This is a genomic window from Undibacterium sp. GW821-FHT11H02, assembly GCF_058808015.1.
Genome location: NZ_JBXARG010000015.1, coordinates 66,190 through 88,005 on the forward strand (window position 1 = coordinate 66,190; position 21,816 = coordinate 88,005).

The window sequence follows — 21,816 nt, forward strand, 5'->3', positions numbered from 1 at the left end:
CTATTTATGTTTGGCATTCCAAAACGCATTAAAGATTACATAGGACGTTTCGCTTTAGTGGATGGTATTCCATTTAAGTTACCCGTCGGTGCGGTAAATTCACCGGCATTGATGGCTGTTTTCCCTATTGATGCAGAAAAAGCCAAAGATTTTTTGCCGACAGGTATACATCCTATGCGTTTGTGGAACAAGGGATTGTTGGTGGTCACGGTGATTGATTATCGCGAAACACCGATAGGCAAATACATAGAATACAGTATCGCGATCGCCTGTACCCATGGCGCCAAGCCAGCACCAAGATTGTTACCCGCGATTTTTATGAAATGGTTTAACACCGGTCAATACGTCGTCGATTTGCCTGTCTCGTCTGAGGTCTCCGTTAAAGGGGGCAAAGGTATTTGGGGCATGCCTAAACATCAAGGTCATTTGAATTTCAAAATCGACCAACAAACTGTCAGTAGTCAGTATGACTTGGATGGAAAATTAGTGACTTATGTAGAAATCGACAGACCCACGAACACCTCATGGCCGATCAAGGTGCAGGCGTCGAACTACTGTTCGTTTCGCGGCATGTTGATGAAGTCGGACATCTTTTTAAATACGAATTTTGGTTTCAATTTATTTAGTAAAGCGAAGGCGCGCTTTGTGATTGGTGACCATCCACGTTTGCAGGCGATGAAAGAACTGAATATCGGCGCTGCGGTGGCGACGGTTTACTTACCTTCTATCACAGCGATATTGGATGATCGTATCGAAAGCTGGTTTCTGACTTTTGATCAATTGCCTAAGAAAGTACCTGAAGGCTTCGAATCGGTCATTAATCTGACGCAGAGCGAAGCCTGGTTATCGCCGCCTGATGCCCCGATTCCACCCCAATAAAAGAAAAGCAAAAGAGAAAATTCATGGCATTAGCACATATTCCCCAGGGCGCCGCAGGGAATCAATCTCCAAGCGAAACTCGAACTTTAACTCGAGCTTTATTGCTGCCTGGCGGTGGCCTTCGTTTATCTTACGCAGCAGGCGTATTGACTGAGATTTTTGCTCACGATTTAAAATTTCAATTGATGGATGGCACGTCGGGTGGCTCTTTGAATTTAGCTATGCTGTTGTCTGGCCTAAGCGTCGACGAGATGTGTGAACGTTGGCGTAGCATGAAGATGCGCAATACGATTTCGCTCATGCCCATCTTAAATTATCTATGGCCACCGCAATTCGTGGCAGCCAGTTCCGCTAAAGGCTTCAGGCAAAAAATCTACCCGCATTTGGGTATTGATTTTGACAAAATCCGTGCAGCAACGGGGGTGCAGGGGAGTTTTAATGTCTGTAATTTTGGCAAAAAGATGAATCAGCTGATTTTGCATCAAGACATTACCGAAGATTTTTTGTTGGCAGGCATGTCCTTGCCAGGTACTTTGCCACCGGTCACGATTAATGATGAAGTCTTCTTGGATTCGGGATTTATTCAAGACGTGAATCTGATGGATGCTGTGAAGCGTGGCGCGAATGAATTATGGCTGATTTGGATCATGGGCAATATCAAACAATATCGAAAAAATCCGATCAATTTATACGTACAGATGTTAGAAATGAGTGCCAATGGCGCTTTGATTAAAGAGCTGCTACAAATAAAAGAAATCAATGCTCGTATTGCCAAGGGCGAAATCGTGTACGGACATAGCAAGCCCATCACCTTACATCTGATTAAACCCGCACATCCTTTGCCACTGGATACAGCCTTGTATACGGGCAGCACGACACATGCACAATTAATCGACATGGGGAAAGCCGATGCGAGGCGTTATTTTGATCAGTTTAAAGCGGAGGGTATGCCTTTTGACCCCGAGATTCTCGGTATGGTGGCTTAGGTTTTATAAATTAATAGACTATAAATAATGCAACTATTGATATGAATTAAATTTTAAAAAGATGACTTTAATTTAATAGGGCGGCATATTCAGATTTGTGCAGAGCAATAAGCTGCAGGAGAATTGTTCTCCCATCGAAAATTCGCCTTAAGTTTCGTAAAAATTCGGTTCTCGCTGAAATTTCTGCTGCATTGCAAGATATAATTAAGAAAAATTTCGACTTCTCTTATTTATCTTCACTTTTTTATTCTCAATCATGCAATACCTGTCTACCCGTGGTTACGCAGCATCCTCTGACTCTTCCGTTCAATTTTCTGAAATTTTATTAGGTGGTTTAGCGCCTGATGGCGGTTTGTATTTGCCTAAGACCTATCCACAAGTGACGCCAGCGGAATTGAATGCATGGCGTGCTTTAAGTTACGCCGATTTGGCATTTGAAGTTTTGCGCAAATTTGCGACGGATATTCCGGCAGCGGATCTAAAAGCGATTACAGCTAAAACCTATACGGCGGATGTTTATAAAAATGCGCGTAGCGACGAGTCAGCTCAGGCGATTACGCCTTTGCGCACTTTGGAAGAGAAGCATGGCAAGAAGTTGGTTTTGCAAGCTCTGTCGAATGGTCCGACGCTGGCATTTAAAGACATGGCGATGCAATTGCTGGGTAATTTGTTTGAGTATGCCTTGGCGAAGAATCATGCGGAATTGAATATTTTTGGTGCGACTTCGGGTGACACTGGCAGTGCCGCCGAATATGCGATGCGTGGAAAAAAAGGTATTCGCGTTTTCATGTTGTCGCCGCATAAAAAAATGAGTGCGTTTCAGACCGCTCAAATGTTCAGTTTGCAAGACCCGAATATTTTTAACATAGCAGTAGAAGGCGTATTTGATGATTGTCAGGATATGGTGAAAGCCGTGTCGAATGATCTGGATTTTAAAACGCGACAAAAGATTGGTACGGTTAATTCGATCAATTGGGCACGTGTGGTTGCGCAGGTAGTTTACTATTTCCGTGGCTATCTGTCGGCGACCAGAAGCAATGACCAAAAGGTCTCTTTCACTGTGCCGTCCGGTAATTTTGGCAATATCTGCGCCGGCCATATCGCGCGCATGATGGGCCTGCCGATTGCACAATTGGTGGTAGCGACAAATGAAAATGATGTGCTCGATGAATTCTTCCGTACCGGTGTCTACCGGGTTCGTAAATCGGCTGAGACTTTTCACACCACTAGCCCATCGATGGATATTTCTAAGGCCTCCAATTTTGAACGCTTTGTTTATGATTTGTTAGATGGAGATACGGCGCGCGTCAAAGCGTTATTTAAGAAAGTGGAGACGGAAGGGGGTTTTGACTTGTCCGGTGCGCCAGGCAGTGACGGCGATGAATTTAAAAAGATCACCCAATTCGGTTTCGCCTCCGGTAAATCAATTCATGCCGATCGCTTGCAAACCATACGTCAAGTCGAAAAAGAATACGGCATTACGGTCGATACGCACACTGCCGATGGTATCAAAGTTGCGCTCGAACATTGGCAAGAAAATGTCACGATGATCGTATTGGAAACTGCGCTGCCAGCAAAATTCAATGAGACCATTCAAGAAGCATTGGGAAGGGATGCCGAGCGTCCAGCAGGCTTTGAAAACATCGAAGCCTTGCCGCAACGATTTGAAGTTATGAGTACAAATGTAGAAACCATGAAAGCCTATATCGTCAAACACACTGGCTTGTAAATCGGTGTAGCAATTCGGTTTATAAAAAAGCGCAGCTAACAAAGGCACTTTGGGATAATTCTCGGAGTGCCTTTTTGTTTGTAAGTACTTCGAGATGACGGATTTTTGGCGGCGTCAATCACCGTCTTTCCTGCTTAGGATGACAAAGGCATGGTGAAATAAAATAAGGAACCTATACCTTCACTTGATTCAAATCCTATTTCTCCATTCATTTGCTGTACCATTTCTTTGCAAATGAAAAGCCCTAATCCAGTGCCTCCCTTACGACGCGTACTACTGCTGTCGACTTGCGAAAATTTCTTAAATAAGCGAGATTGAAATTCTTTGGGAATGCCTTCACCAAAATCCCGTACTGAGATTTTTACGTGGCTAGTTGATTGATGCAAGTGAATTTCGATTTTGCTTTGAGCACGAGAAAATTTGGCGGCATTAGAAAGCAAGTTTGATAGGACTTGTTGCAGACGCATAGCGTCGGTCAATACGGTGCATTCAGGTAGTGCATCAATAATGACAATCTCGACTTGATGTTGTTTGGCGAAGCTGAGATTACTTTCTAGCGCTTGTTGTATCAAAGGCATGATCGGCAGCGCTTCAATGTTGAAAGACATTTTGCCTGCGACTAATTTATCCATGTCGAGTATGTCATTAATAATTAATGCCAATTGCTGTCCGTTTTGTAGTGCAATGCGTATCATGCTGCCCAGTGATTCTGGCAGCGTGCCGAACACACCACCTTCTATCAGTTTTAAAGAACCAATAATCGAAGTTAGTGGCGTTCTTAGTTCATGACTGACGATAGATACGAATTCACTTTGCATTTGCTCCAAACGCTTACGCTCATTGATATCGCGTATGACAATAATGAGTTCGGTCTCATCTTTTTGCTCCGTCGCTGATATACGAAATTCTATGGCGATATTATTACCTTCTTGATCAATGATGCTGCTTTCTCGCATCAGGCAAGGGAGTTGGCTTGCGCCATAGTCTTTGACATCGCGTACAAACTCTTCAATCTCTTCTATAACTTTCTGTCCGCCCAGCAGATGAAAGAAGTTCGTGTTGAGGAAGGCATCGCCGGCTTGTTTCCAAATGGCGATTGCAGCTGGATTGATAGAGCGTAAGTTGCCATCTAGTGTGGTGCTCACGATACCCTCGGCGACGTTGTCTAATATCGTTTGCGTATACTCTGCGCTGGCTTGCAATTTTTTTTCTGCCGCAATACGACGACTGATATCAATAACCTGAAAAATCCAATAAGTTTTTTCTGGCTGTTCATGCGCAATGCGGGCAAGGCTGATCAGGCAGGTGACATGGTGACCCGCCGCATGGCGTAAGGCAAGTTCAAACTGCAGACTATCCTTTTCCTGCTCGACCCATCGTTCGTATAAATGATGAATGGCCAGCTTCTCTGATAATTGGATGACAGGTATTTTCAGTAAGCTGCGTTCGTCATAGCCTAAGATATCGCACAGCATAGGGTTGATGCTGATCCAGTAACCTTCTTCGTTAATCAGTGCCATGCCTTGTGGCGCAGTATTAAATGCGCTCAAAAAACGCTGCTGGCTTTCGTTTAAGGCAAAATAGGTATTAGCCTGGCGCCGGTAAGCCGCAAAAGTACGCGCCAGTAAAAAGCCTAAAAGCGCAGCGAATATCCAGCCCGTTACCCTTTGTGCTAAACCAAAAATAGGAAATGCCTGGTCCTCTTGCATCCTGGTATGTAGTTCAATTTGGCGTCCGGGAATATTGACGTTCAAAGCGGTAGTGGATAGCCGATCTAGGTCTGACTTGCCATAAATTGCGACACTAGGCTCAGCTTGGTCGAGATCGAAAATCGCAAAATCAAGTTGTAATTCTTTTGCTCTTTGTTTCGCAAGCCGAAATACCAATTCCGTATCCAGTACGGTAGTCACCAGTCCCCAGTATTCCTTATTATCCAAAAATACCGGAACACGGTAGGCGAGTGCTAAACCGCCTTGTTTTAATTGGAAAGGGCCGACTAAGGCCGGGCGTTGACTATTGATAATTCGCTCTATGGCCGGCCATTGTTCTGGCACATTAGGAAAATATATGCCAATTGCTGATTCATTACCTGCCAGTGGAATGATGGTTTGAATACGGTTATTCGGCGCTAGCGTGATATTGCGTATGCTGCGTTCTTGCCCCTGGAGTTTGCTTAACCATGGATCAATATCGCTGATTTGATATTGGCCATTCTTGGTTTGAATAAAGGAGACTAAACCTGAAGCAAGATGAATAGTCGCGTTTAATTCTGATTCTATGATGGCGCGAATTTCACCTGAAGCACTGATCAAATGCTGCTGATGAATGCTGGCTTGCCGACGTTGCTCTTCAAATAAAATCAGTTCGGTGGCGATGCCCGTGCCTATAAAAACAATCAGAGGCAGAACTCGTCCTAGCAAACGACGCCCAAAAAATTCGTGTTCTAGGAATCGAAATGTGGCTATAGACATAGATTATCGCTATGGAAAATTAGTTTGATTCAATCATACTCGACTTGATTTGTCCTGCACCTAACTATTTTCTTTTTGAATTTAGAGCGAAATGTTGTATTGCTGCCTGCTTTTCCCGATTTCCTGCATGGCATGGTAGTCGTCACTAGTTTTTCTGACAGCGCAATAGTTTTTATACTTCAAGCTGGGGGCGCGTAGACCGAGTCGCGTAGATCGGGTCGCGCTGATTTTTGAATCATCGATTGATCAGACTAAACCGCGTTTCTTGCAGTTTGCATCAAAGCGGCACGAGCCACTTCAGCCTTCATTTAGGTTTCTCTTATCAAGGCCGTGTTGCTTCCTAGTGCCTGCCCTATACTTTAGGCAAGCGAAAGTGCGCAAATGTGTACAGGGCTGGGCAAGCACTATGGGAAAGTGTCCTTGTAAGGGAGCTTCGTTACGTCAGCGGACAGCATGCTGTCCGAAACAGTGACTGCTCCGCAAGCGGCGCAGAGCGAGTTGTCTACACCATGCACTATACGCAGATGGCAACAACGCCATGTGCCCATTTGAGCCATTCCCTAAGGGTTTCAATCAAAACGCTTGACTAAAATGTATGTCAACAGGCCTTAGGAAATATCGTAAAATATGACATTAATCTCAACGCCATCAGGGTCATTAAGAAGTCAACTTTGGTAGATAGTGCGGGTGTCGCAAACTACTCATTCTTGCTTAAGAGCTCTAGTATGCTTTACTCCTTATTATGTTTGAACTTCGCAAAACGCCTAGAATTAATGTGACCTGGCGTGGTCAAGTCAAGATGGATGACAACAGGCTGGTCCCGATACGTATTATTAACGTCAGTAATAGTGGTTTTTTGTTTTTGAGTCCTAAAGCATTATTGTCTGAACGTGACTATCACATCCATGTTGAAGTGCCGAATATCGATAAGACATCGAGTGCTTTATATCAGCTTAGTTGCGTAGTCGAGCTCACACACAGTGTACTGAGTGGTGAGCAATTTCGTGTCGGCGTAAAGTTTGTGAGTATGTCCAGTATGCATCGCGATTTAATTAATGCCTGGGTTTCTTTGGCGAGCAAGTTTGATCCCGAGTAAGTTTGATCCCGAGTAAGTTAGCAAAACTGCCTACGCGAGATTGTGGGTACTGTATGCGCAATGTCGCAAGTTGATTAGATTAGCAGACATCTAGTCATAATCGGTTTTCCTTGTCCATCCGCCTGATAAACGCTAAAATGCGGGAGTTTTGGTGCTCGCTGACATAATCATGTCGGCGGTTAAACGGGAAACACAATGCAATTGCATACGTGTGCTGCCCCCGCAACGGTGTACAAACGCTTGATCTAGATGTAGGTCATTTAGCCATACTTCGAACCACTGTGCTTCACTGCATGGGAAGGTGTAATGGTGATGTTTGTCAGCCCGGATACCGGCCAAGACAAGTGAAGTATGACGAACGGGAAGGTTCGGCTATGATTTTTCTGGCATTGGTTTTCAAACTAAGCAAATAGTCAATATCAAGCAGACTGGGCACAAGCCCGGCTTTCCTGCATTGTCCATACTTTGTATTCAAGCAGCCAGCGGGGACGTCGGCAGCTTGCAACTAGCTATGTGCGATTTGCATCAGTCTTACGCCTGGCTTATTTTTGAACTTATCATGATTCAACATTACCAACCTCTCATGCTCAGCATCGCTGTGGCATCTTGCTTCACTTCTGCATCCGCATTCGCCCTTACTCTTGAGGATAATGCGGCGATCACCGACCATGTTTTGATCACGGCTACACGTCAAGTACAAGCGGCCAAAGATGTGCTGGCCGATAACGTCGTTATCAACGCAGAACAAATTATGAAATCGGGTGCGACCAGTATCGTCGATTTGCTGCAACAACAGCGTGGCATTGAAATTTCCCGTACTGGTGGTGCTGGCTCTGTGTCGTCCATTTTTATTCGAGGCGCAGCTAATGCTCAGAGCGTGGTATTCGTGGACGGCGTGCGTATTGGTTCTTCCACTGTAGGCGGCGCCACCTGGAGCAGTATTCCTCTAAGTCAGATAGAACGTATAGAAATCGTTTATGGTCCTCTGTCCAGTTTGTATGGTGCGGATGCGATGGGTGGTGTGATTCAACTATTTACCAAAAAATCGGGTCCTAAGGCACGTACCAGTTTGAGTTTTGGTGTGGGCAGTGAAGGTTTGCGCAAATGGGAAGCGGGTGTTTTTGGTTCTTCAGCAAATGATTTTCAATATGGTTTGAATACGGCAAAAGAAAGTAGTGATGGCTTCTCCGCCTCAAAGCCAGGCGCCGGTACTTATACCTACAATCCTGATCGTGATGGTTATACGCAAAAAAGTTTTAATGGTAACTTGTCGTGGAAAGTCGCGACCGATGTCAGCCTAGGCGTGAACTTTGTACAAAGTACTTTGGATGTGGATTTTGATGCCGGACTTACTTACCGCGATCGTGGTCAGCAAAAATTCGATAATGTCGTGAGCTTCGTTAGGGCTAAGTTAGCGAGCAATTGGAACGCCAGTTTGCAATTTGCCCGCACCAATGATCGTGTCTTTAGCGATGCGTCTTACGGTAAGAGCCAGGCCGATACGAAACAGAGTGGTTGGACTTGGCAAAATGATGTCAGTTTCGGCAAAGATGTTTTGCAATTCGTGCTTGAAGACAGGAAAGAAGACGTCAGCACGACGACTAAAGGCTTAGGCGGTAAACGTGATACTTTGTCGTATGCCTTGGCGTATGTGACTAAGTATGAGGCTCATCAAGCGAGTGTCAGTGTTCGTTTGGACGATAGCTCACAATATGGTAAACATGAAACCGGTAGTATCGCGTACGGTTATCACTTGAGTGATGTGTTGCGCGTGAATGCCAGCTATGGCACCAGCTTCCGTGCCCCGACTTTCAATGAACTGTATTACCCGGGTTTTGGCGTGGCATCGAACAAACCTGAAGTCGGTAAGAACGCTGAAATCGGTTTGTTCTACGATGATGCAGTGACACAGCTCAGTGGCGTTTATTACGATAATAAAATCACCGATTTGTTAGTCAATACCAGCCCATGTCCGGTCGAAAAAGCCACGCATTTGTATGGCTGTGCTTTTAATGTGAATAAAGCACGTTTGTCTGGCTTCACATTCGGCGCTTCAACTAAAATCGCACAGTTTAATCTGCGTGCCACGGTCGATATTCAAGATCCTAAAGATGAAACGACGGGCAAGCGTTTAGCACGTCGTGCGAAACAGCATGCGAGTTTCGGTATCGACTATCGTCTATCTGATTTGACTTTTGGTGTGGAAACGGTTTTGTCGGATGAACGTTTCGATGATGCTGCGAATAAAAATCGTTTGGCTGGTTACGGTATCGTCAACGTGGTTGCGACTTATCAAATGGCAGCAAATTGGACGGTATTGGGACGTTGGAATAATATCGCTAATAAAGACTACGAACTGGCAAAAAACTACCGTACACCAGGCTCTAATTTTTATCTGGGTTTGAATTACGGTTTTAAATAAAATCCTCGTCTTAAGCTAAGGAAAACGATGGCAATTGCAAACGCTCAAAAACGCGCCGCATCCCTGATTGTGGGGATGGTATTGCTATCGTTGGCGAGTTTGATTTTTGCATGTGTAATCGGTTCGGTGACTTTGTCAGTCGCTGAATTGTGTCAGGCCTTTGTTGATTTAGTGTATGGAAAAAACAGCACGCTCGCCAGTAGCGTGCTTGATCTGCGCCTGTCACGTGCCTTATCCGGTTTCGTGACTGGCGCAAGTCTGGCGCTCTCGGGCGTGTTGATGCAGGCCTTATTGCGTAATCCTCTGGCTGATCCGTATGTCCTGGGATTATCCGGCGGTGCTTCAGTTGGGGCTTTGGCGACGATCTTATTTTTTGGCCTTGGCATCTGGGTCGATGTCGCCGCTTTTGGTGGGGCGACAGCGGTCGCGCTCTTGCTTTTTATGTTGGCATATCGTGACTTGCGTGGTTCCGGTAGCTCGGAAGGCAGTGCACCTTTGTTATTGTTGACGGGCGTCATCGTCGCTGCTGGTTGCGGCGCTGTCGTCACTTTGCTGTTGTCAATTGCGCCAGATAGTAGTTTGCGTGGCATGGTGTTTTGGATGATAGGTGATTTGTCAAATACCCAGCCGCGTTATTTGTCCTGGGTGATTTTGTTAGTGATCCTAGCCGTGGTAATGAAGCATGCACGCTCGATCAATGTCGCCGCTATGCATGCGGATAATGCGTCGACCTTAGGTATTCACATCGGGCGTTTACGCCAGTTACTTTTTATCTGCGCTGCTTTGTTAACCGCCAGTGCGGTGAGTGCGGCGGGTAGTATAGGATTTGTGGGCTTAATTATTCCGCATGCCTGTCGTTTTGCCTTGGGGCCGGATCATCGCTTACTAGTGCCTGTTGCGAGTCTGGCGGGCGGGAGCTTTTTGGTCATCGCTGACGCTTTAGCCCGCACTGTGGTAGCGCCTCATCAACTACCCGTAGGCGTCATTACTGCCTTGATTGGCGTGCCGGTATTTTTGATGCAGCTGCATCAATTGCGGAGGTCGAGATGATGGCGCTCAGTGTACTTAGCACCCACGCTTTGACTTTGAAAGCCGGCGATAAAATTTTGTTGGCTAATCTCGATTGGCAAGTTCAGGCGGGTGAGTGTTGGTGCGTGATTGGTCGTAATGGAGCAGGTAAGAGTAGCTTGCTGCGTTGTCTTGCACGATTGCGTAACAGCGAATCTGGATCGGTACAATTAAGTGGTAAAAATTTACAGGAGTGGGGTGTAGAGGCACTTGCGCGCGAACGTTCGTTTTTATCGCAATCGCGGACAGATGCTTTTGCTTATCGCGTCATAGAAACCGTGCTGAGCGCACGCCATCCTTATCATGACACCCATTATTGGGAATCAGAACAGGACCAAGACATAGCCATGCAGGCTTTGCGTTTATTGGACGTGGCGGAGTTGGCGCAACGGGATGTGCGCAGTTTGTCGGGTGGCGAAAGACAAAGGGTAGCGATTGCGGCTTTGCTAGCGCAAGATGCGCGCTTGATGTTATTGGACGAGCCTGCCAATGCTTTAGATCTCAGCCATCAAGTCAGCGTGATGCGACTGCTTGCTAGTGAATGCGTGGAAAAAAATAAGGCGGTCGTGATGGTTAGTCATGATTTGAATTTGTCATACGGCATTGCGACCCACGCCTTGTTAATGATGCCAGGTGGTGCGTTTATATCCGGTGCGAAAGAGCAAGTCATGACGGCACAGAATTTAAGTCTTTGTCTCGGTCACCCTATAGAAAGCTTTGTACATGGTGAACAGACTTTATTTTTGCCTAGCTCAAGATGAAAGAATACAGGATTAATTTGTATGGCAGTAAGGCAGTCTCAAACGCTATTTCAGCACCCATAGTCATGGTGTCGGCCATTGCATCGGGTCAGGGTAAAACAACGGTGACTGCGGCAATAGCACGGCATCTACTGAATCAGGGTAAGCGCGTGCGGGTCTTTAAGGCAGGCGCAGACTTTATTGATCCTATGATACTTTCGCAGGCATGTGGTGCGCCTGTTTTGTCCTTAGATTTATGGATGTTGGGTTTGCCTGCATGCCGTCGCCTGCTGGCGCAAGCCGCTGCCGAATCCGATTTTGTTTTGATCGAAGGTGTCATGGGCTTATATGATGGCACGCCGTCTTCAGCGGATTTGGCAAATGCTTTTGGAGTTCCTGTGATGGCAGTGGTGGATGCCTCGTCTATGGCGCAGACGCTGGGTGCGGTCGCGATGGGTTTGCGTGATTTTGGCCCGGTTAAGATGGCAGGCGTGATCGCTAATCGCGTTGCATCTGATGGGCATTTACAGATGATTAAAAGTGCTTTGGGGGATATTCCTCTCTTAGCCAGCTTGTCACCTCAAGACCAGGTTCTGCCAGAACGACACCTCGGTTTGGTGTTTCTAGATGAAGTTGTTCACCTAGATAAAATACTGGATCAATTGGCGGCACAAGTGCAGTTGCAAGATGACCAATGGGCGCAATTACCTGTCAATCGTTTCATCGCAGAAGAAATGTACGCTGTGGCTTTGCCACGCTTGTTAGAGAATAAAGTGATCGCGATTGCGCGCGATGCTGCGTTTGCGTTTTTATATCCAGCGAATTTGACTTGCCTGCAAGAGATGGGCGCACGTCTCGTGTATTTTTCTCCTGTGGCGAATGAGCCAATTCCTGATCAGGCGCATGCCGTGTATTTGCCGGGCGGCTATCCAGAATTACATGCGAAGAGTTTAAGCGAAGCACATATATGGATAGCATCAATACAGGCTTTTCACGCGGCACAAAAACCGATTTATGCGGAATGTGGTGGTATGCTGAGTTTGGTTGAAAGTCTGAGTGATAGCGTCGAGCAGAGTTGGTCTATGGCAGCTTTGTTGCCCGGTAAAATTACGATGCAAAAACGTCTTGCTGCTTTGGGGATGCAATTCATGAAAACCAAGTTTGGCGAGTTACGTGGACATACTTTTCATTACTCTACGTTTGAATCAAGTTTTCCGGTAGCTGAGTGGACAGTACGCCAACGCAATCAGGAACAAGGTGAAGCTATTTATCGCAAGCAGGGTTTACATGCTTCGTATTTTCATGCGTATTTTCCATCCAACCCGATTGCCAGCGCGGCCTTCTTTTTGCCGCCACGATAACTTGTAAAATTAAGTGATATCGCAATGAAAATTCAAACTCTAATGGTGCAGGGCACGACCTCGGATGCTGGTAAAACTACAGTGGTCGCTGCGCTGTGCCGACTCTTGCAGCGCGAAGCTTGCAAAGTCGCGCCGATGAAGCCGCAGAATATGGCACTCAATAGTGCCGTAACGGCGGATGGTGGAGAAATTGGCCGGGCACAAGCCTTGCAAGCACAAGCCGCAGGTGTCGCACCACATACTGATATGAATCCTGTGTTGATCAAACCTTCATCGGATACCGGTGCGCAGATCATCGTGCATGGCAAAGTGCGGGCCGATATGGATGCTCGTGATTATGATCAGTACAAGACCGTTGCGATGTCGGCGGTGTTGGCGTCTTATGCACGTTTGCAAGCGCAATACGATGCGATTATTGTTGAAGGTGCCGGTAGCCCCGCCGAAGTGAATTTACGTGCACGTGATATTGCGAATATGGGATTCGCTGAAGCGGTAGATTGCCCTGTCATCTTAGTCGCGGATATTGATCGCGGCGGTGTATTCGCGCACTTTATCGGTACACTGGCTTGCTTGTCTGAGTCTGAGCAAAACCGGATTATCGGTTTTGTCATAAATCGCTTTCGTGGTGATATCAGTTTGCTCGAACCCGGCTTGGAATGGCTGGAACAAAAAACGGGGAAGCCTGTATTAGCGGTGCTGCCGTATTTGCATGGTTTGATGTTAGATGCGGAAGATGCCATCCAAGTGAAGCAAAATAGCACCGGAAAATTTCGCATCATCGTACCAGCCATCCCTAGGATTGCGAACCACACTGACTTCGATGCACTGCGTGCGCACCCCGAAGTTGATTTGCAATTTATTGGCCCCGATCATCCGATTCCGCATGCCGATCTGATTATTTTGCCGGGTAGTAAAAATACTCGTGAGGATTTGGCTTTCTTAAAGCAACGTGGCTGGCAACAAGTTTTGGAGAAGCATTTACGCTACGGCGGCAAAGTCATAGGTATCTGCGGCGGTTATCAAATGTTGGGTCAAATCGTTAGTGACCCGCATGGTGTTGAAGGCAAATCCGGCGACTCTGATGCATTGGGATTGCTCGATATTACAACTGAGCTCACCAAAGAAAAACGTCTGCAGCAAGTGACGGGAACTTGTGCATTCGGTGCCACGCTTACGGCCAAAGTCAGTGGTTATGAAATCCATATGGGTGTCACCTATGCCAGTAGTGATACCTTACCTGCGTTTATCGTTGATGGGGAAGAAGAGGGCACACGTTCCCCCGATGATTTGATACTCGGCACTTATCTACATGGTCTATTCGACCATCCCGAAGCTTGCAAAGCCTTATTGCAGTGGGCCGGCTTGCAGAGCGCGCTAGCGGTGGACTTAAATGCCTTGCGCGAGCAAAGTATTGACAGAGTCGCTGATGCTTGTATTCCTTTGCTGCAGGCTTTGAAGAATCTGCCTTAGGCCTAGGCTTTGCAACTCCTGCCTTGACGCTCATACTGAGCCAGCTACAAAGCTGTATTTTCGTGAACGAGGTATAATCCGCGCCTCGCTTCGTCTGCCCATGTGTTTTGAAATGTAATAAAGCACAACAAATTGCTGACTTATGTTTCGTTTCCCACTCTCTTTGTTGCGTTCTCATTGGGTTTTGTATCAAAGTGTTTCCTTTACGGTATCACGCTGAACTTTCTCCATAAGCGTCAAGTCGAAGCACCATCATTAATCATTTTTGGTATTTATATGTCCTCAGCATCAATTCGATTTCCTTTAGCCTCAATTCCACTAGCGCTTTTGTTGGCGTATGGTTCGAGTGCCATGGCACAACAAACTACAGAAGCAGAAGTTAAAGCGAAACAAGCAGTGCCTGCAAAAGCGACGACGCCCGCAAAAGCTACGACACCAGCCGCGCCAACCGCTGTGCAAAAAGTCGAGATTAGCGGCGCTAAGGGTTATGACGAGCGTCGTCAAGATACAGCAAGTAAAATCGTCGTCACGCAAGAAGATATCGTACGTTATGGCGATACTAATATTGGCGACGTACTAAAGCGTTTGCCAGGCGTGACTATAGGTGGCGTACAAGGCCGTGGTGGTGCGATTCGCATGCGTGGTCTGGGTGCTGGTTACACACAAATTATGTTGAACGGTGAGCCTAGTCCGCCGGGTTTTTCTCTCGATTCTTTGTCACCAGATAATATTGAGCGCATTGAGGTCATACGTTCTGCTACTGCAGAATTAAGTACACAATCAATCGCAGGTGCGATCAATATCGTTTTGAAGAAAGCGATCGTGACCGCACAGCGTGAATTGAAGTTAGGTGCCAGTGAAGAAAATGGGCACTATGGCGCGAATGCCAGTTTGCAGTTGTCAGATAAGATTGGAAAAATTTCTTACTCTATCTCTGGCAATTTGATGCACGGCGATTTTCAGCGTCCTTCATTGAGTGATGAAGTATTCACTAATAATAAAGGCGTTGTCACTTTAGCGCGCCAAACTAAATCAGAAAATGAAGGTACTTTCTCGTCCATCGGTATTTCGCCACGCGTCAATTGGATGTTGGAAAATGGCGATATATTGACTTCCCAAAGTTTTGTGAATGCCAACCGTTTCAATAGCCGCAGCGTGTCTGATACCACGACTACAGTTGGCGAGCGTCCTTTGTTTTTGACAGAAAACAGCAAAAATATTTCGGATAGCACTTCTTTGCGTACGAATTTAACTTGGGTTCATAAGTTAGCAGACAGCGCAAAACTCGATATGCGTTTTGGCGCAAACTACAACAAGCGCGAAAGTGAAAATCTCTCCACCGCACAAGGTGTGTCACAAACATTGTCACGCTCATATAACTCCGCGAGCACGGACAATGGCTTTACTTACGGTGGTAAATACACGGCACCGTTTGTCGAAGATCATGCTCTGGCAGCTGGTTGGGACGGTGGCTTAAGCAAGCGTGGGGATGACAATGTGCGTCGTGATACGATAGTCGGTGCTGGTCCTATCACTCCCTACAACACCAATGAAAACTTTGATGCCAAGGTAAATCGCCTGGCTTTGTTTGTTCAGGACGAATGGAATTATTCCAAAGCTTTATCGATTTATGCAGGCTTACGTTGGGAAGGTATTGATACAACGAGCAAGGGCAATACCTACGCTGAAATCAATAATCGCTCCAGCGTTTTGAGTCCGATTTTGCAGACCTTGTACAAAATCCCTGGTAGCAAAAATGACCAAGTTCGATTTGGTTTGACACGTACTTACAAAGCACCGGACACAGGTAATCTGATTCCACGTCGCTTCTTATCGACGAACAACTCAGCGACCAGCCCTGACAATATGGGTAATCCTAATCTAAAACCTGAACTGGCTTGGGGTATAGATGCTGGTTTTGAACACTATCTGACGGATGGTGGTATTTTGAGTGTGAACTTTTTCTTGCGCCGCATTGATGATTTCACCCGTACTTCTATCGTGAATGATGGCCGCTGGGTCGCTATGCCTACTAACGATGGTTTGGCAAATACACGCGGTGTTGAATTTGATGCGAAATTTCCTTTACGTACTTTGATTGATGACGCACCGGCAATCGATTTCCGCGCTAATTTGGCCTTTAATTCATCGACCGTGAATTCGGTACCTGGTCCGAACAATCGTCTAGATGCACAAACACCAGTCAGTGCCAATTTTGGTTTGGATTATAAATTGGATGATGTACCTTTGACTTTGGGTGGTAATTTGAGCTTTCAAAGCGCCGGTCCGGTGCGTATCTCGGTGAACCAAAGTAGCTATGGCATTCCTAAGCGTGTGGTTGATGTTTATGCCTTATGGAAGTTTGATGCGAAGAGCAATTTGCGAGTCGCATTGGGTAATGCTTTACATCAGGATAATATTTCTTCAAGCACATACACGGATGCAACGGGTTCTCTGGTTCGTTCTAACAAGACGCCAACCAATGTCGCTGTACGTGTGAACTTTGAGTACAAGTTCTAAAGTGTCGTTGAATTGAGATTTGATTGAAGCTCGACTGATAAAAAATGCCGCCGAATAGACCTGGTTTATTCGGCGGCATTTGTTTGTTTGGCTTTTCTTTCTGCAGCTTTTAGTGGCGCTAAAAAAGTAGTTGCGATTGGGCGTTGCTCACTTCTTGCCACGAGCTCGGCACATGGGAGGCAGATGTTGCTTTTCCACAGTAGTGCGGTTTGAACCTTTAAGTACCATCTTTTCTGGCGCTTCAGCATCAGCACATACCCATGTAACAGGTACCACTGGCGCATCCTCTACGACAGCCGGGCGTAGCGTTAAAATTTTGCCTTTTAAAGCGCCATTGGCGCGATTGCCAAAAGTGATGTGTATTGCCCCATTTTCCACTGCCACGCTCTTGACCATATTGCTGACGATTTTATCTGGCACTGGAATTCCCGCTGCGGCATTGTCGACTGGCATAATTTGTTCAGTTTTCCATGCAATCGCGATCGGCGTTTTGGCTATCTCGGTTAACGGCATGGTAGATTCAATTTGCTCACGAATAATCTTGAATAAGTAAGACGGCAATGCAATCGCGGCCAAGATCGCGATGATCGCGACCGCCACCATCACTTCCAATATGGAAAATCCAAATAGCTTTTTCATCGTAGTCAATCCAGTTTGTGTGAATGAGTAGCTGGAATTTTAACAAGGAAACTGTCACTACAAGCAAATTGTTGTTGGTAACGCTAATTTCTTGAAATGCGCTTCCTTGAACTTTAGTTCCACAGGTTTTTATCCATAGAGTTTTCTCTTTAGTGGGCTATTCATCAGCGCTTGATGCCTTTATCATGACACTTTTTCCACCCTTCACAATAAGAGCAATAGACATGAAAAAAATGAATACCATGGCATTGATCAGTGCGCTATGTTTGACCTCCGTTGCGGCTTTGGCGCAGCAGGTCGCACCGGCAAGCAATGCTTCTACGAATGTCACTAAGAAAACTTTTACGATAGAAGTCGAGGCGCAACGCACCTCCGCTAAGGATCAGGCCAGAACCAATACCTGCTGGAATTTTGCTACAGCGTCTTTTATGGAAAGCGAAGTAGCGCGTTTGGGCGGTAAGTTAATCGAGTTGTCAGAAGTATTTGGCGTGCGTCACGCTTACCCACTCAAAGCCGATGCGTATCTGCGCGTGCAGGGTAAAGCGACGTTTTGGGAGGGGGGGAATAATCATGATGCCATGGAGATGTTGCGCCTTTATGGTGCTGTGCCTAAAGTGAATTTTACGGGCTTGAAAGAGGGCGAAACCCGTCTTGATCATGCTGAATTGGCTTTGACTTCCAAAGCCTTCCTTGATGCTGTGATTAAAGGCGGTCGCCCAAGTAAATCCTGGCGTGCTGCATTTAATGGCATCCTGGATGCCTATATCGGTAAGCCGCCTGAGAATTTTATTTTTGAAGGTAAGCTGTACACGCCTCAAACATTCCGTGATCAGGTCTTAAAATTGAAACCAGAAGACTATGTGGAAGTGACGAGTTTTAGTCATCATCCGTTTTATCAGCGCATGCGCTTAGAAATTCCCGACAACTGGTCACACGATAATCGTTATTTGAATGTGCCTTTGGCTGATATGGAACGCATAATGACGAATGCTCTGAGCAAGGGCTTTAGTATTTCCTGGGGCGGTGACACCAGTGAAAAAGGCTTTAATGTCAAAGAAGGTTATGCCATGCTGGAAGACGATGCTAAAGAAGTGACGCAAGCCTCGCGTCAAGAAGCTTTTGATGACTGGCGTAGCACCGACGATCACAGTATGCATATCGTTGGCTTGAGTAAAGACGAAAAAGGTAATCAATTCTTTTTAACTAAAAATAGCTACGGCGCCAGTAGCGGCCCCTTCGAAGGGCATCTGCACATGAGTAAAAATTACGTGAGAATGAAGACGATTTACTTCATGGTACATAAGGATGCGATTCCGGCAGATATTCGTGGTAAAGCGGGCATAAAATAATCGACAGCAAATACTGATCGCTGGCAAGAAATTGCAAGGAGCACCGATTATGATGGAATGCCGTTCAGATCATCTTGCAGAGCTTAACTGAACGGCATTACACCATTGGTGCTCCTTTTTTATTGAGCTTCTTCGTCCTGCCGCGACAATTCAAATCGCTCTTGCGTCGCGGTCTCGTCGCGCTCGCCAAACGCATAGTTTGCCTCTAGCCACATGACATTAATAATGCCAAAAGCCAGTGCCAAGCCTATGCCTAATATCCAATTGAAATACCACATAAAGACTCCTGATTTTGTCTGTAATTTATTCTTGCTTAATAGGCAGAATGCTGGTGATCTGCAATGTGTTGTTCATCAATCTTGCCGCGCATGACTCTATAGATCCAGGCGGTGTACATCATGATGATAGGTAAGAAAATCACGACCACCCAAAACATGATGCCCAAACTCTTATGACTGGCGACCACATCCCACGCAGTCAAACTGCTATTCGGATTGATGGAGGAGGGCATCACAAAGGGAAACATAGACAAACCCGCCGTGAGAATAATCGTCGTGACCACGACCCCACTGGCGAGAAACGCGCTGACGGCATAACCACGTATCGTTAAAAAAACACTTGCGATTGCCGCGATGAAGGCACTGGCAGGGATGCACCACAACCACGACCAACGTGAGTAGTTATCCAACCATGCGCCCTTAGCTTGGCTTACAATTTTTGCGACCGGCATAAAAGCAGAATTAGTGTCTGGCATACTTACAATACGAAATCCTTCCACCTGATTTGCAATCAACAATCCGCCCATCGCAAAACATAGCACGGTCATGCCAGCGGCAATGACCAGGCTGCGCTTGGCACGCTGTGCCAATGCGCCATCCGTCTTGGTGATTAAGAATGCCGCGCCATGCATGCACAACATCGCTACGCTTAAAATGCCCGCGAGTAAACCAAATGGATTGAGTAATTCTATGAAGCCACCTTGGTAGGCCAGACGCATATCGCCATCGTAATAGAAAGGTACGCCAAGCATTAGGTTACCAATCGCAATGCCAAAGATGAGTGGTGGCACAAAGCCACCTACGAATAAGAGCCAATCCCAAGTAGAACGCCAGCGAGTATCCGCGATTTTGCTACGGTAATCAAAACCGACAGGGCGAAAGAACAGCGAAAACAAGAGCAACATTAATGCGATATAAAATCCTGAAAACGCCGCTGCATAAGCGAGTGGCCATGCCGCAAACAAGGCTCCGCCGGCAGCGATGAACCAGGTTTGATTACCTTCCCAAGTAGGTCCTATGCTATTGAGCATGATGCGTCTTTCCACATCACTTTTTCCTATGATGGGTAGCAGCATGCCGACACCAAAGTCAAAACCATCCATTAAAGCAAATCCGATGAGCAATACCGCAACGAAGCACCACCAGATAATTTTCAGCGTTTCATAATCAAACATACGATGTCCTTTTCCTATATTTTTTGAGTGCTTATGCTTTAGCTACTGATTGAGGATCAACATTTTGTGTCTGCTCGAAATGATATTTTCCGGTATGTAAAGCGCTAGGTCCCAGTCGCGCATATTTGAACATCAGATAAAGTTCCACCATCAAGAGCAGGGTATAGAAAATGACAAAGCCGCTCAAACTGAAATACAGATCATTGACAGTACGCGTAGAAGCGGAAAGATGGGTTGGTAGCACACCTGCAATCGTCCAAGGCTGTCTGCCGTATTCAGCAACGAACCAACCGGTTTCTATCGCCACCCAAGGTAAAGGAATACTAAACATCGCTAACTTGAGCAGCCAGCGATGTTTGGCTAAACGACGGCGTATTAAGAAATAAAATGAAACGCTAAAAATGAAGAGAAATAAGATGCCTAATCCGACCATCAGGCGAAATCCTAAGAACAGTGGCGCCACTTTGGGGATAGAGTCATTTGCGGCTTTGGTTATTTGTTCCGGTGTGGCGTCTACCACATTGTGGGTGTACTTTTTGAGTAGCAAGCCATAACCTAAGTCGGGTTTTAGTATGTTGAATTCCGCACGTGTTTGTTCTAATGCATCACCTGTGAGCGTGCCGGATTTGAGTTGGGTCAACTTGGCATAGGCTTGCATACCATTGATGATGCGTAGGCGATTTTCTTGTTTTAGATCCTTGATGCCGGTGACTTGGGTATCGGTAGAGCGGGTCGCGATGATACCCATCAGGTAAGGAATTTTGATTGCATAATCAGTGTGTTCTTTTTCATCGTTGGGTAGTCCAATGACAGTGAATGGAGCTGGCGCTGGCTCGGTATGCCATTCTGCTTCAATGGCGGCAAGCTTGACCTTATTGACTTCACCGGCGGTATAGCCAGACTCGTCACCTAAGACGATGACTGAGAGCGTGGACGCTAAACCAAATGCCGCAGCAATCGCGAAGGAGCGAATTGCAAATGCCGTATCGCGCGCTTTGAGTAAATAGTAAGAGGAGACGCCTAAGACGAATAGCGATGCCGCCACATAACCGGAAGCGACGGTATGAACAAATTTAACTTGTGCGACAGGATTGAAAATGACTTGTGTCATGCTGACCAATTCCATGCGCATGGTTTCATAATTGAATTCTGCGCCGACTGGATTATTCATCCAGCCATTCGCGATTAAAATCCAAAGTGCGGATAAATTAGAGCCGAGCGCGACCAAGAAAGTGACGCCAAGATGTGCTTGCTTGGACAGGCGGTTCCAACCGAAAAACATCAGTCCAACAAAACTAGACTCTAAAAAGAATGCCATCATGCCTTCAATCGCCAAAGGCGTTCCGAAGATGTCGCCTACATAGTGCGAGTAGTAAGACCAATTGGTACCGAATTGGAATTCCAAAGTGATGCCGGTCGTGACACCCATAGCGAAATTAATGGCAAATAGCTTGCCCCAAAATTTGGTCATGTCGCGATAAATCTCACGACCTGTCATGACATAGACTGATTCCATGATCACCAATATCCAAGACAGTCCCAGTGTCAGCGGTACAAATAAAAAGTGATACATGGCGGTAATCGCGAACTGCAGTCGTGACAGGTTGATGACTTCTTCTATGGGATTCATGGT

Annotated in this window: 16 protein-coding genes and 1 riboswitch; of the genes, 11 read left to right on the forward strand and 5 right to left on the reverse strand. The window is 46.2% G+C overall.

The genetic code is table 11. From position 1 onward, the window contains the following. Positions 1–6: 6 nt before the first annotated feature. The 3 genes from AC1RR2_RS15000 to thrC all read left to right on the forward strand — a co-directional run bounded on the left by AC1RR2_RS15000 (position 7) and on the right by thrC (position 3,594). Positions 7–879, forward strand: a complete 873-nt coding sequence (locus tag AC1RR2_RS15000) for an acetoacetate decarboxylase family protein (RefSeq protein ID WP_493223076.1) — start codon at positions 7–9, stop codon at positions 877–879. Between the two features lie 23 nt (positions 880–902). Continuing rightward, the gene (locus AC1RR2_RS15005) at positions 903–1,865 is read left to right on the forward strand and encodes a patatin-like phospholipase family protein (protein WP_493223077.1); all 963 of its coding nucleotides are present in this window, start codon (positions 903–905) and stop codon (positions 1,863–1,865) included. A gap of 256 nt (positions 1,866–2,121) precedes the next feature. Then, complete coding sequence (gene thrC, locus AC1RR2_RS15010) at positions 2,122–3,594, forward strand: threonine synthase (RefSeq protein ID WP_493223078.1); 1,473 nt, start codon at positions 2,122–2,124, stop codon at positions 3,592–3,594. 134 nt (positions 3,595–3,728) lie between these two features. Here thrC and AC1RR2_RS15015 read toward each other — a convergent pair whose 3' ends face one another. Beyond that, a complete protein-coding gene (locus AC1RR2_RS15015) occupies positions 3,729–6,065 on the reverse strand; it encodes an ATP-binding protein (RefSeq protein ID WP_493223079.1) in 2,337 nt (778 codons plus the stop codon). 742 nt (positions 6,066–6,807) lie between these two features. Here AC1RR2_RS15015 and AC1RR2_RS15020 point away from each other — a divergent pair. The 7 genes from AC1RR2_RS15020 (at position 6,808) to AC1RR2_RS15050 (ending at position 16,742) form a co-directional block, all read left to right on the forward strand. Beyond that, positions 6,808–7,161 (forward strand): PilZ domain-containing protein, encoded by a 354-nt coding sequence (locus AC1RR2_RS15020; protein WP_493223080.1) that lies wholly within the window; start codon positions 6,808–6,810, stop codon positions 7,159–7,161. Between the two features lie 132 nt (positions 7,162–7,293). Further along, a riboswitch (cobalamin riboswitch) is annotated at positions 7,294–7,515 on the forward strand. 205 nt (positions 7,516–7,720) lie between these two features. Beyond that, the gene (locus tag AC1RR2_RS15025) at positions 7,721–9,583 is read left to right on the forward strand and encodes a TonB-dependent receptor domain-containing protein (RefSeq protein ID WP_493223081.1); all 1,863 of its coding nucleotides are present in this window, start codon (positions 7,721–7,723) and stop codon (positions 9,581–9,583) included. Positions 9,584–9,610: 27 nt separating this feature from the next. Continuing rightward, complete coding sequence (locus AC1RR2_RS15030; RefSeq protein WP_493223082.1) at positions 9,611–10,633, forward strand: FecCD family ABC transporter permease; 1,023 nt, start codon at positions 9,611–9,613, stop codon at positions 10,631–10,633. Beyond that, the gene (locus AC1RR2_RS15035; protein WP_493223083.1) at positions 10,630–11,412 is read left to right on the forward strand and encodes an ABC transporter ATP-binding protein; all 783 of its coding nucleotides are present in this window, start codon (positions 10,630–10,632) and stop codon (positions 11,410–11,412) included. Before AC1RR2_RS15030 ends, AC1RR2_RS15035 begins: the two co-directional genes overlap by 4 nt. Beyond that, on the forward strand, positions 11,409–12,752 hold the full coding sequence (locus tag AC1RR2_RS15040) for a cobyrinic acid a,c-diamide synthase CobB (protein WP_493223084.1): 1,344 nt from the start codon (positions 11,409–11,411) through the stop codon (positions 12,750–12,752). Before AC1RR2_RS15035 ends, AC1RR2_RS15040 begins: the two co-directional genes overlap by 4 nt. A gap of 24 nt (positions 12,753–12,776) precedes the next feature. Then, positions 12,777–14,222 (forward strand): cobyric acid synthase, encoded by a 1,446-nt coding sequence (locus AC1RR2_RS15045; protein WP_493223085.1) that lies wholly within the window; start codon positions 12,777–12,779, stop codon positions 14,220–14,222. A 276-nt stretch (positions 14,223–14,498) separates the two neighbouring features. Further along, entirely contained in the window at positions 14,499–16,742 is a 2,244-nt protein-coding gene (locus tag AC1RR2_RS15050; protein ID WP_493223086.1) for a TonB-dependent receptor plug domain-containing protein, read from the forward strand. Positions 16,743–16,889: 147 nt separating this feature from the next. Here the strand turns inward: AC1RR2_RS15050 and AC1RR2_RS15055 are convergent, their stop codons facing one another. Continuing rightward, complete coding sequence (locus tag AC1RR2_RS15055; RefSeq protein ID WP_493223087.1) at positions 16,890–17,381, reverse strand: pilin; 492 nt, start codon at positions 17,379–17,381, stop codon at positions 16,890–16,892. A gap of 224 nt (positions 17,382–17,605) precedes the next feature. Here AC1RR2_RS15055 and AC1RR2_RS15060 point away from each other — a divergent pair, with 224 nt between their 5' ends. Further along, positions 17,606–18,730, forward strand: a complete 1,125-nt coding sequence (locus AC1RR2_RS15060) for a C1 family peptidase (protein ID WP_493223088.1) — start codon at positions 17,606–17,608, stop codon at positions 18,728–18,730. A gap of 119 nt (positions 18,731–18,849) precedes the next feature. Here AC1RR2_RS15060 and cydX read toward each other — a convergent pair whose 3' ends face one another. The 3 genes from cydX to AC1RR2_RS15075 are packed head-to-tail and all read right to left on the reverse strand — an operon-like array spanning position 18,850 to position 21,813. After that, positions 18,850–19,008 carry a cytochrome bd-I oxidase subunit CydX gene (gene cydX / locus AC1RR2_RS15065; RefSeq protein WP_493223089.1) on the reverse strand — a complete coding sequence of 53 codons (159 nt, stop codon included), beginning with the start codon at positions 19,006–19,008 and terminating at the stop codon, positions 18,850–18,852. 35 nt (positions 19,009–19,043) lie between these two features. Continuing rightward, positions 19,044–20,183, reverse strand: coding sequence for a cytochrome d ubiquinol oxidase subunit II (gene cydB / locus AC1RR2_RS15070; protein ID WP_493223090.1), 1,140 nt, complete (start codon positions 20,181–20,183; stop codon positions 19,044–19,046). Positions 20,184–20,214: 31 nt separating this feature from the next. Further along, positions 20,215–21,813 (reverse strand): cytochrome ubiquinol oxidase subunit I, encoded by a 1,599-nt coding sequence (locus AC1RR2_RS15075; RefSeq protein ID WP_493223091.1) that lies wholly within the window; start codon positions 21,811–21,813, stop codon positions 20,215–20,217. Positions 21,814–21,816 lie beyond the last annotated feature (3 nt).

Coding starts and splice junctions, on each gene's coding strand:
- AC1RR2_RS15000 (WP_493223076.1), top strand. CDS start 7: ATGTTTGGCATTCCAAAACGCATTAAAGATTACATAGGACGTTTCGCT.
- AC1RR2_RS15005 (WP_493223077.1), top strand. CDS start 903: ATGGCATTAGCACATATTCCCCAGGGCGCCGCAGGGAATCAATCTCCA.
- thrC (WP_493223078.1), top strand. CDS start 2,122: ATGCAATACCTGTCTACCCGTGGTTACGCAGCATCCTCTGACTCTTCC.
- AC1RR2_RS15015 (WP_493223079.1), bottom strand. CDS start 6,065: ATGTCTATAGCCACATTTCGATTCCTAGAACACGAATTTTTTGGGCGT.
- AC1RR2_RS15020 (WP_493223080.1), top strand. CDS start 6,808: ATGTTTGAACTTCGCAAAACGCCTAGAATTAATGTGACCTGGCGTGGT.
- AC1RR2_RS15025 (WP_493223081.1), top strand. CDS start 7,721: ATGATTCAACATTACCAACCTCTCATGCTCAGCATCGCTGTGGCATCT.
- AC1RR2_RS15030 (WP_493223082.1), top strand. CDS start 9,611: ATGGCAATTGCAAACGCTCAAAAACGCGCCGCATCCCTGATTGTGGGG.
- AC1RR2_RS15035 (WP_493223083.1), top strand. CDS start 10,630: ATGATGGCGCTCAGTGTACTTAGCACCCACGCTTTGACTTTGAAAGCC.
- AC1RR2_RS15040 (WP_493223084.1), top strand. CDS start 11,409: ATGAAAGAATACAGGATTAATTTGTATGGCAGTAAGGCAGTCTCAAAC.
- AC1RR2_RS15045 (WP_493223085.1), top strand. CDS start 12,777: ATGAAAATTCAAACTCTAATGGTGCAGGGCACGACCTCGGATGCTGGT.
- AC1RR2_RS15050 (WP_493223086.1), top strand. CDS start 14,499: ATGTCCTCAGCATCAATTCGATTTCCTTTAGCCTCAATTCCACTAGCG.
- AC1RR2_RS15055 (WP_493223087.1), bottom strand. CDS start 17,381: ATGAAAAAGCTATTTGGATTTTCCATATTGGAAGTGATGGTGGCGGTC.
- AC1RR2_RS15060 (WP_493223088.1), top strand. CDS start 17,606: ATGAAAAAAATGAATACCATGGCATTGATCAGTGCGCTATGTTTGACC.
- cydX (WP_493223089.1), bottom strand. CDS start 19,008: ATGTGGTATTTCAATTGGATATTAGGCATAGGCTTGGCACTGGCTTTT.
- cydB (WP_493223090.1), bottom strand. CDS start 20,183: ATGTTTGATTATGAAACGCTGAAAATTATCTGGTGGTGCTTCGTTGCG.
- AC1RR2_RS15075 (WP_493223091.1), bottom strand. CDS start 21,813: ATGAATCCCATAGAAGAAGTCATCAACCTGTCACGACTGCAGTTCGCG.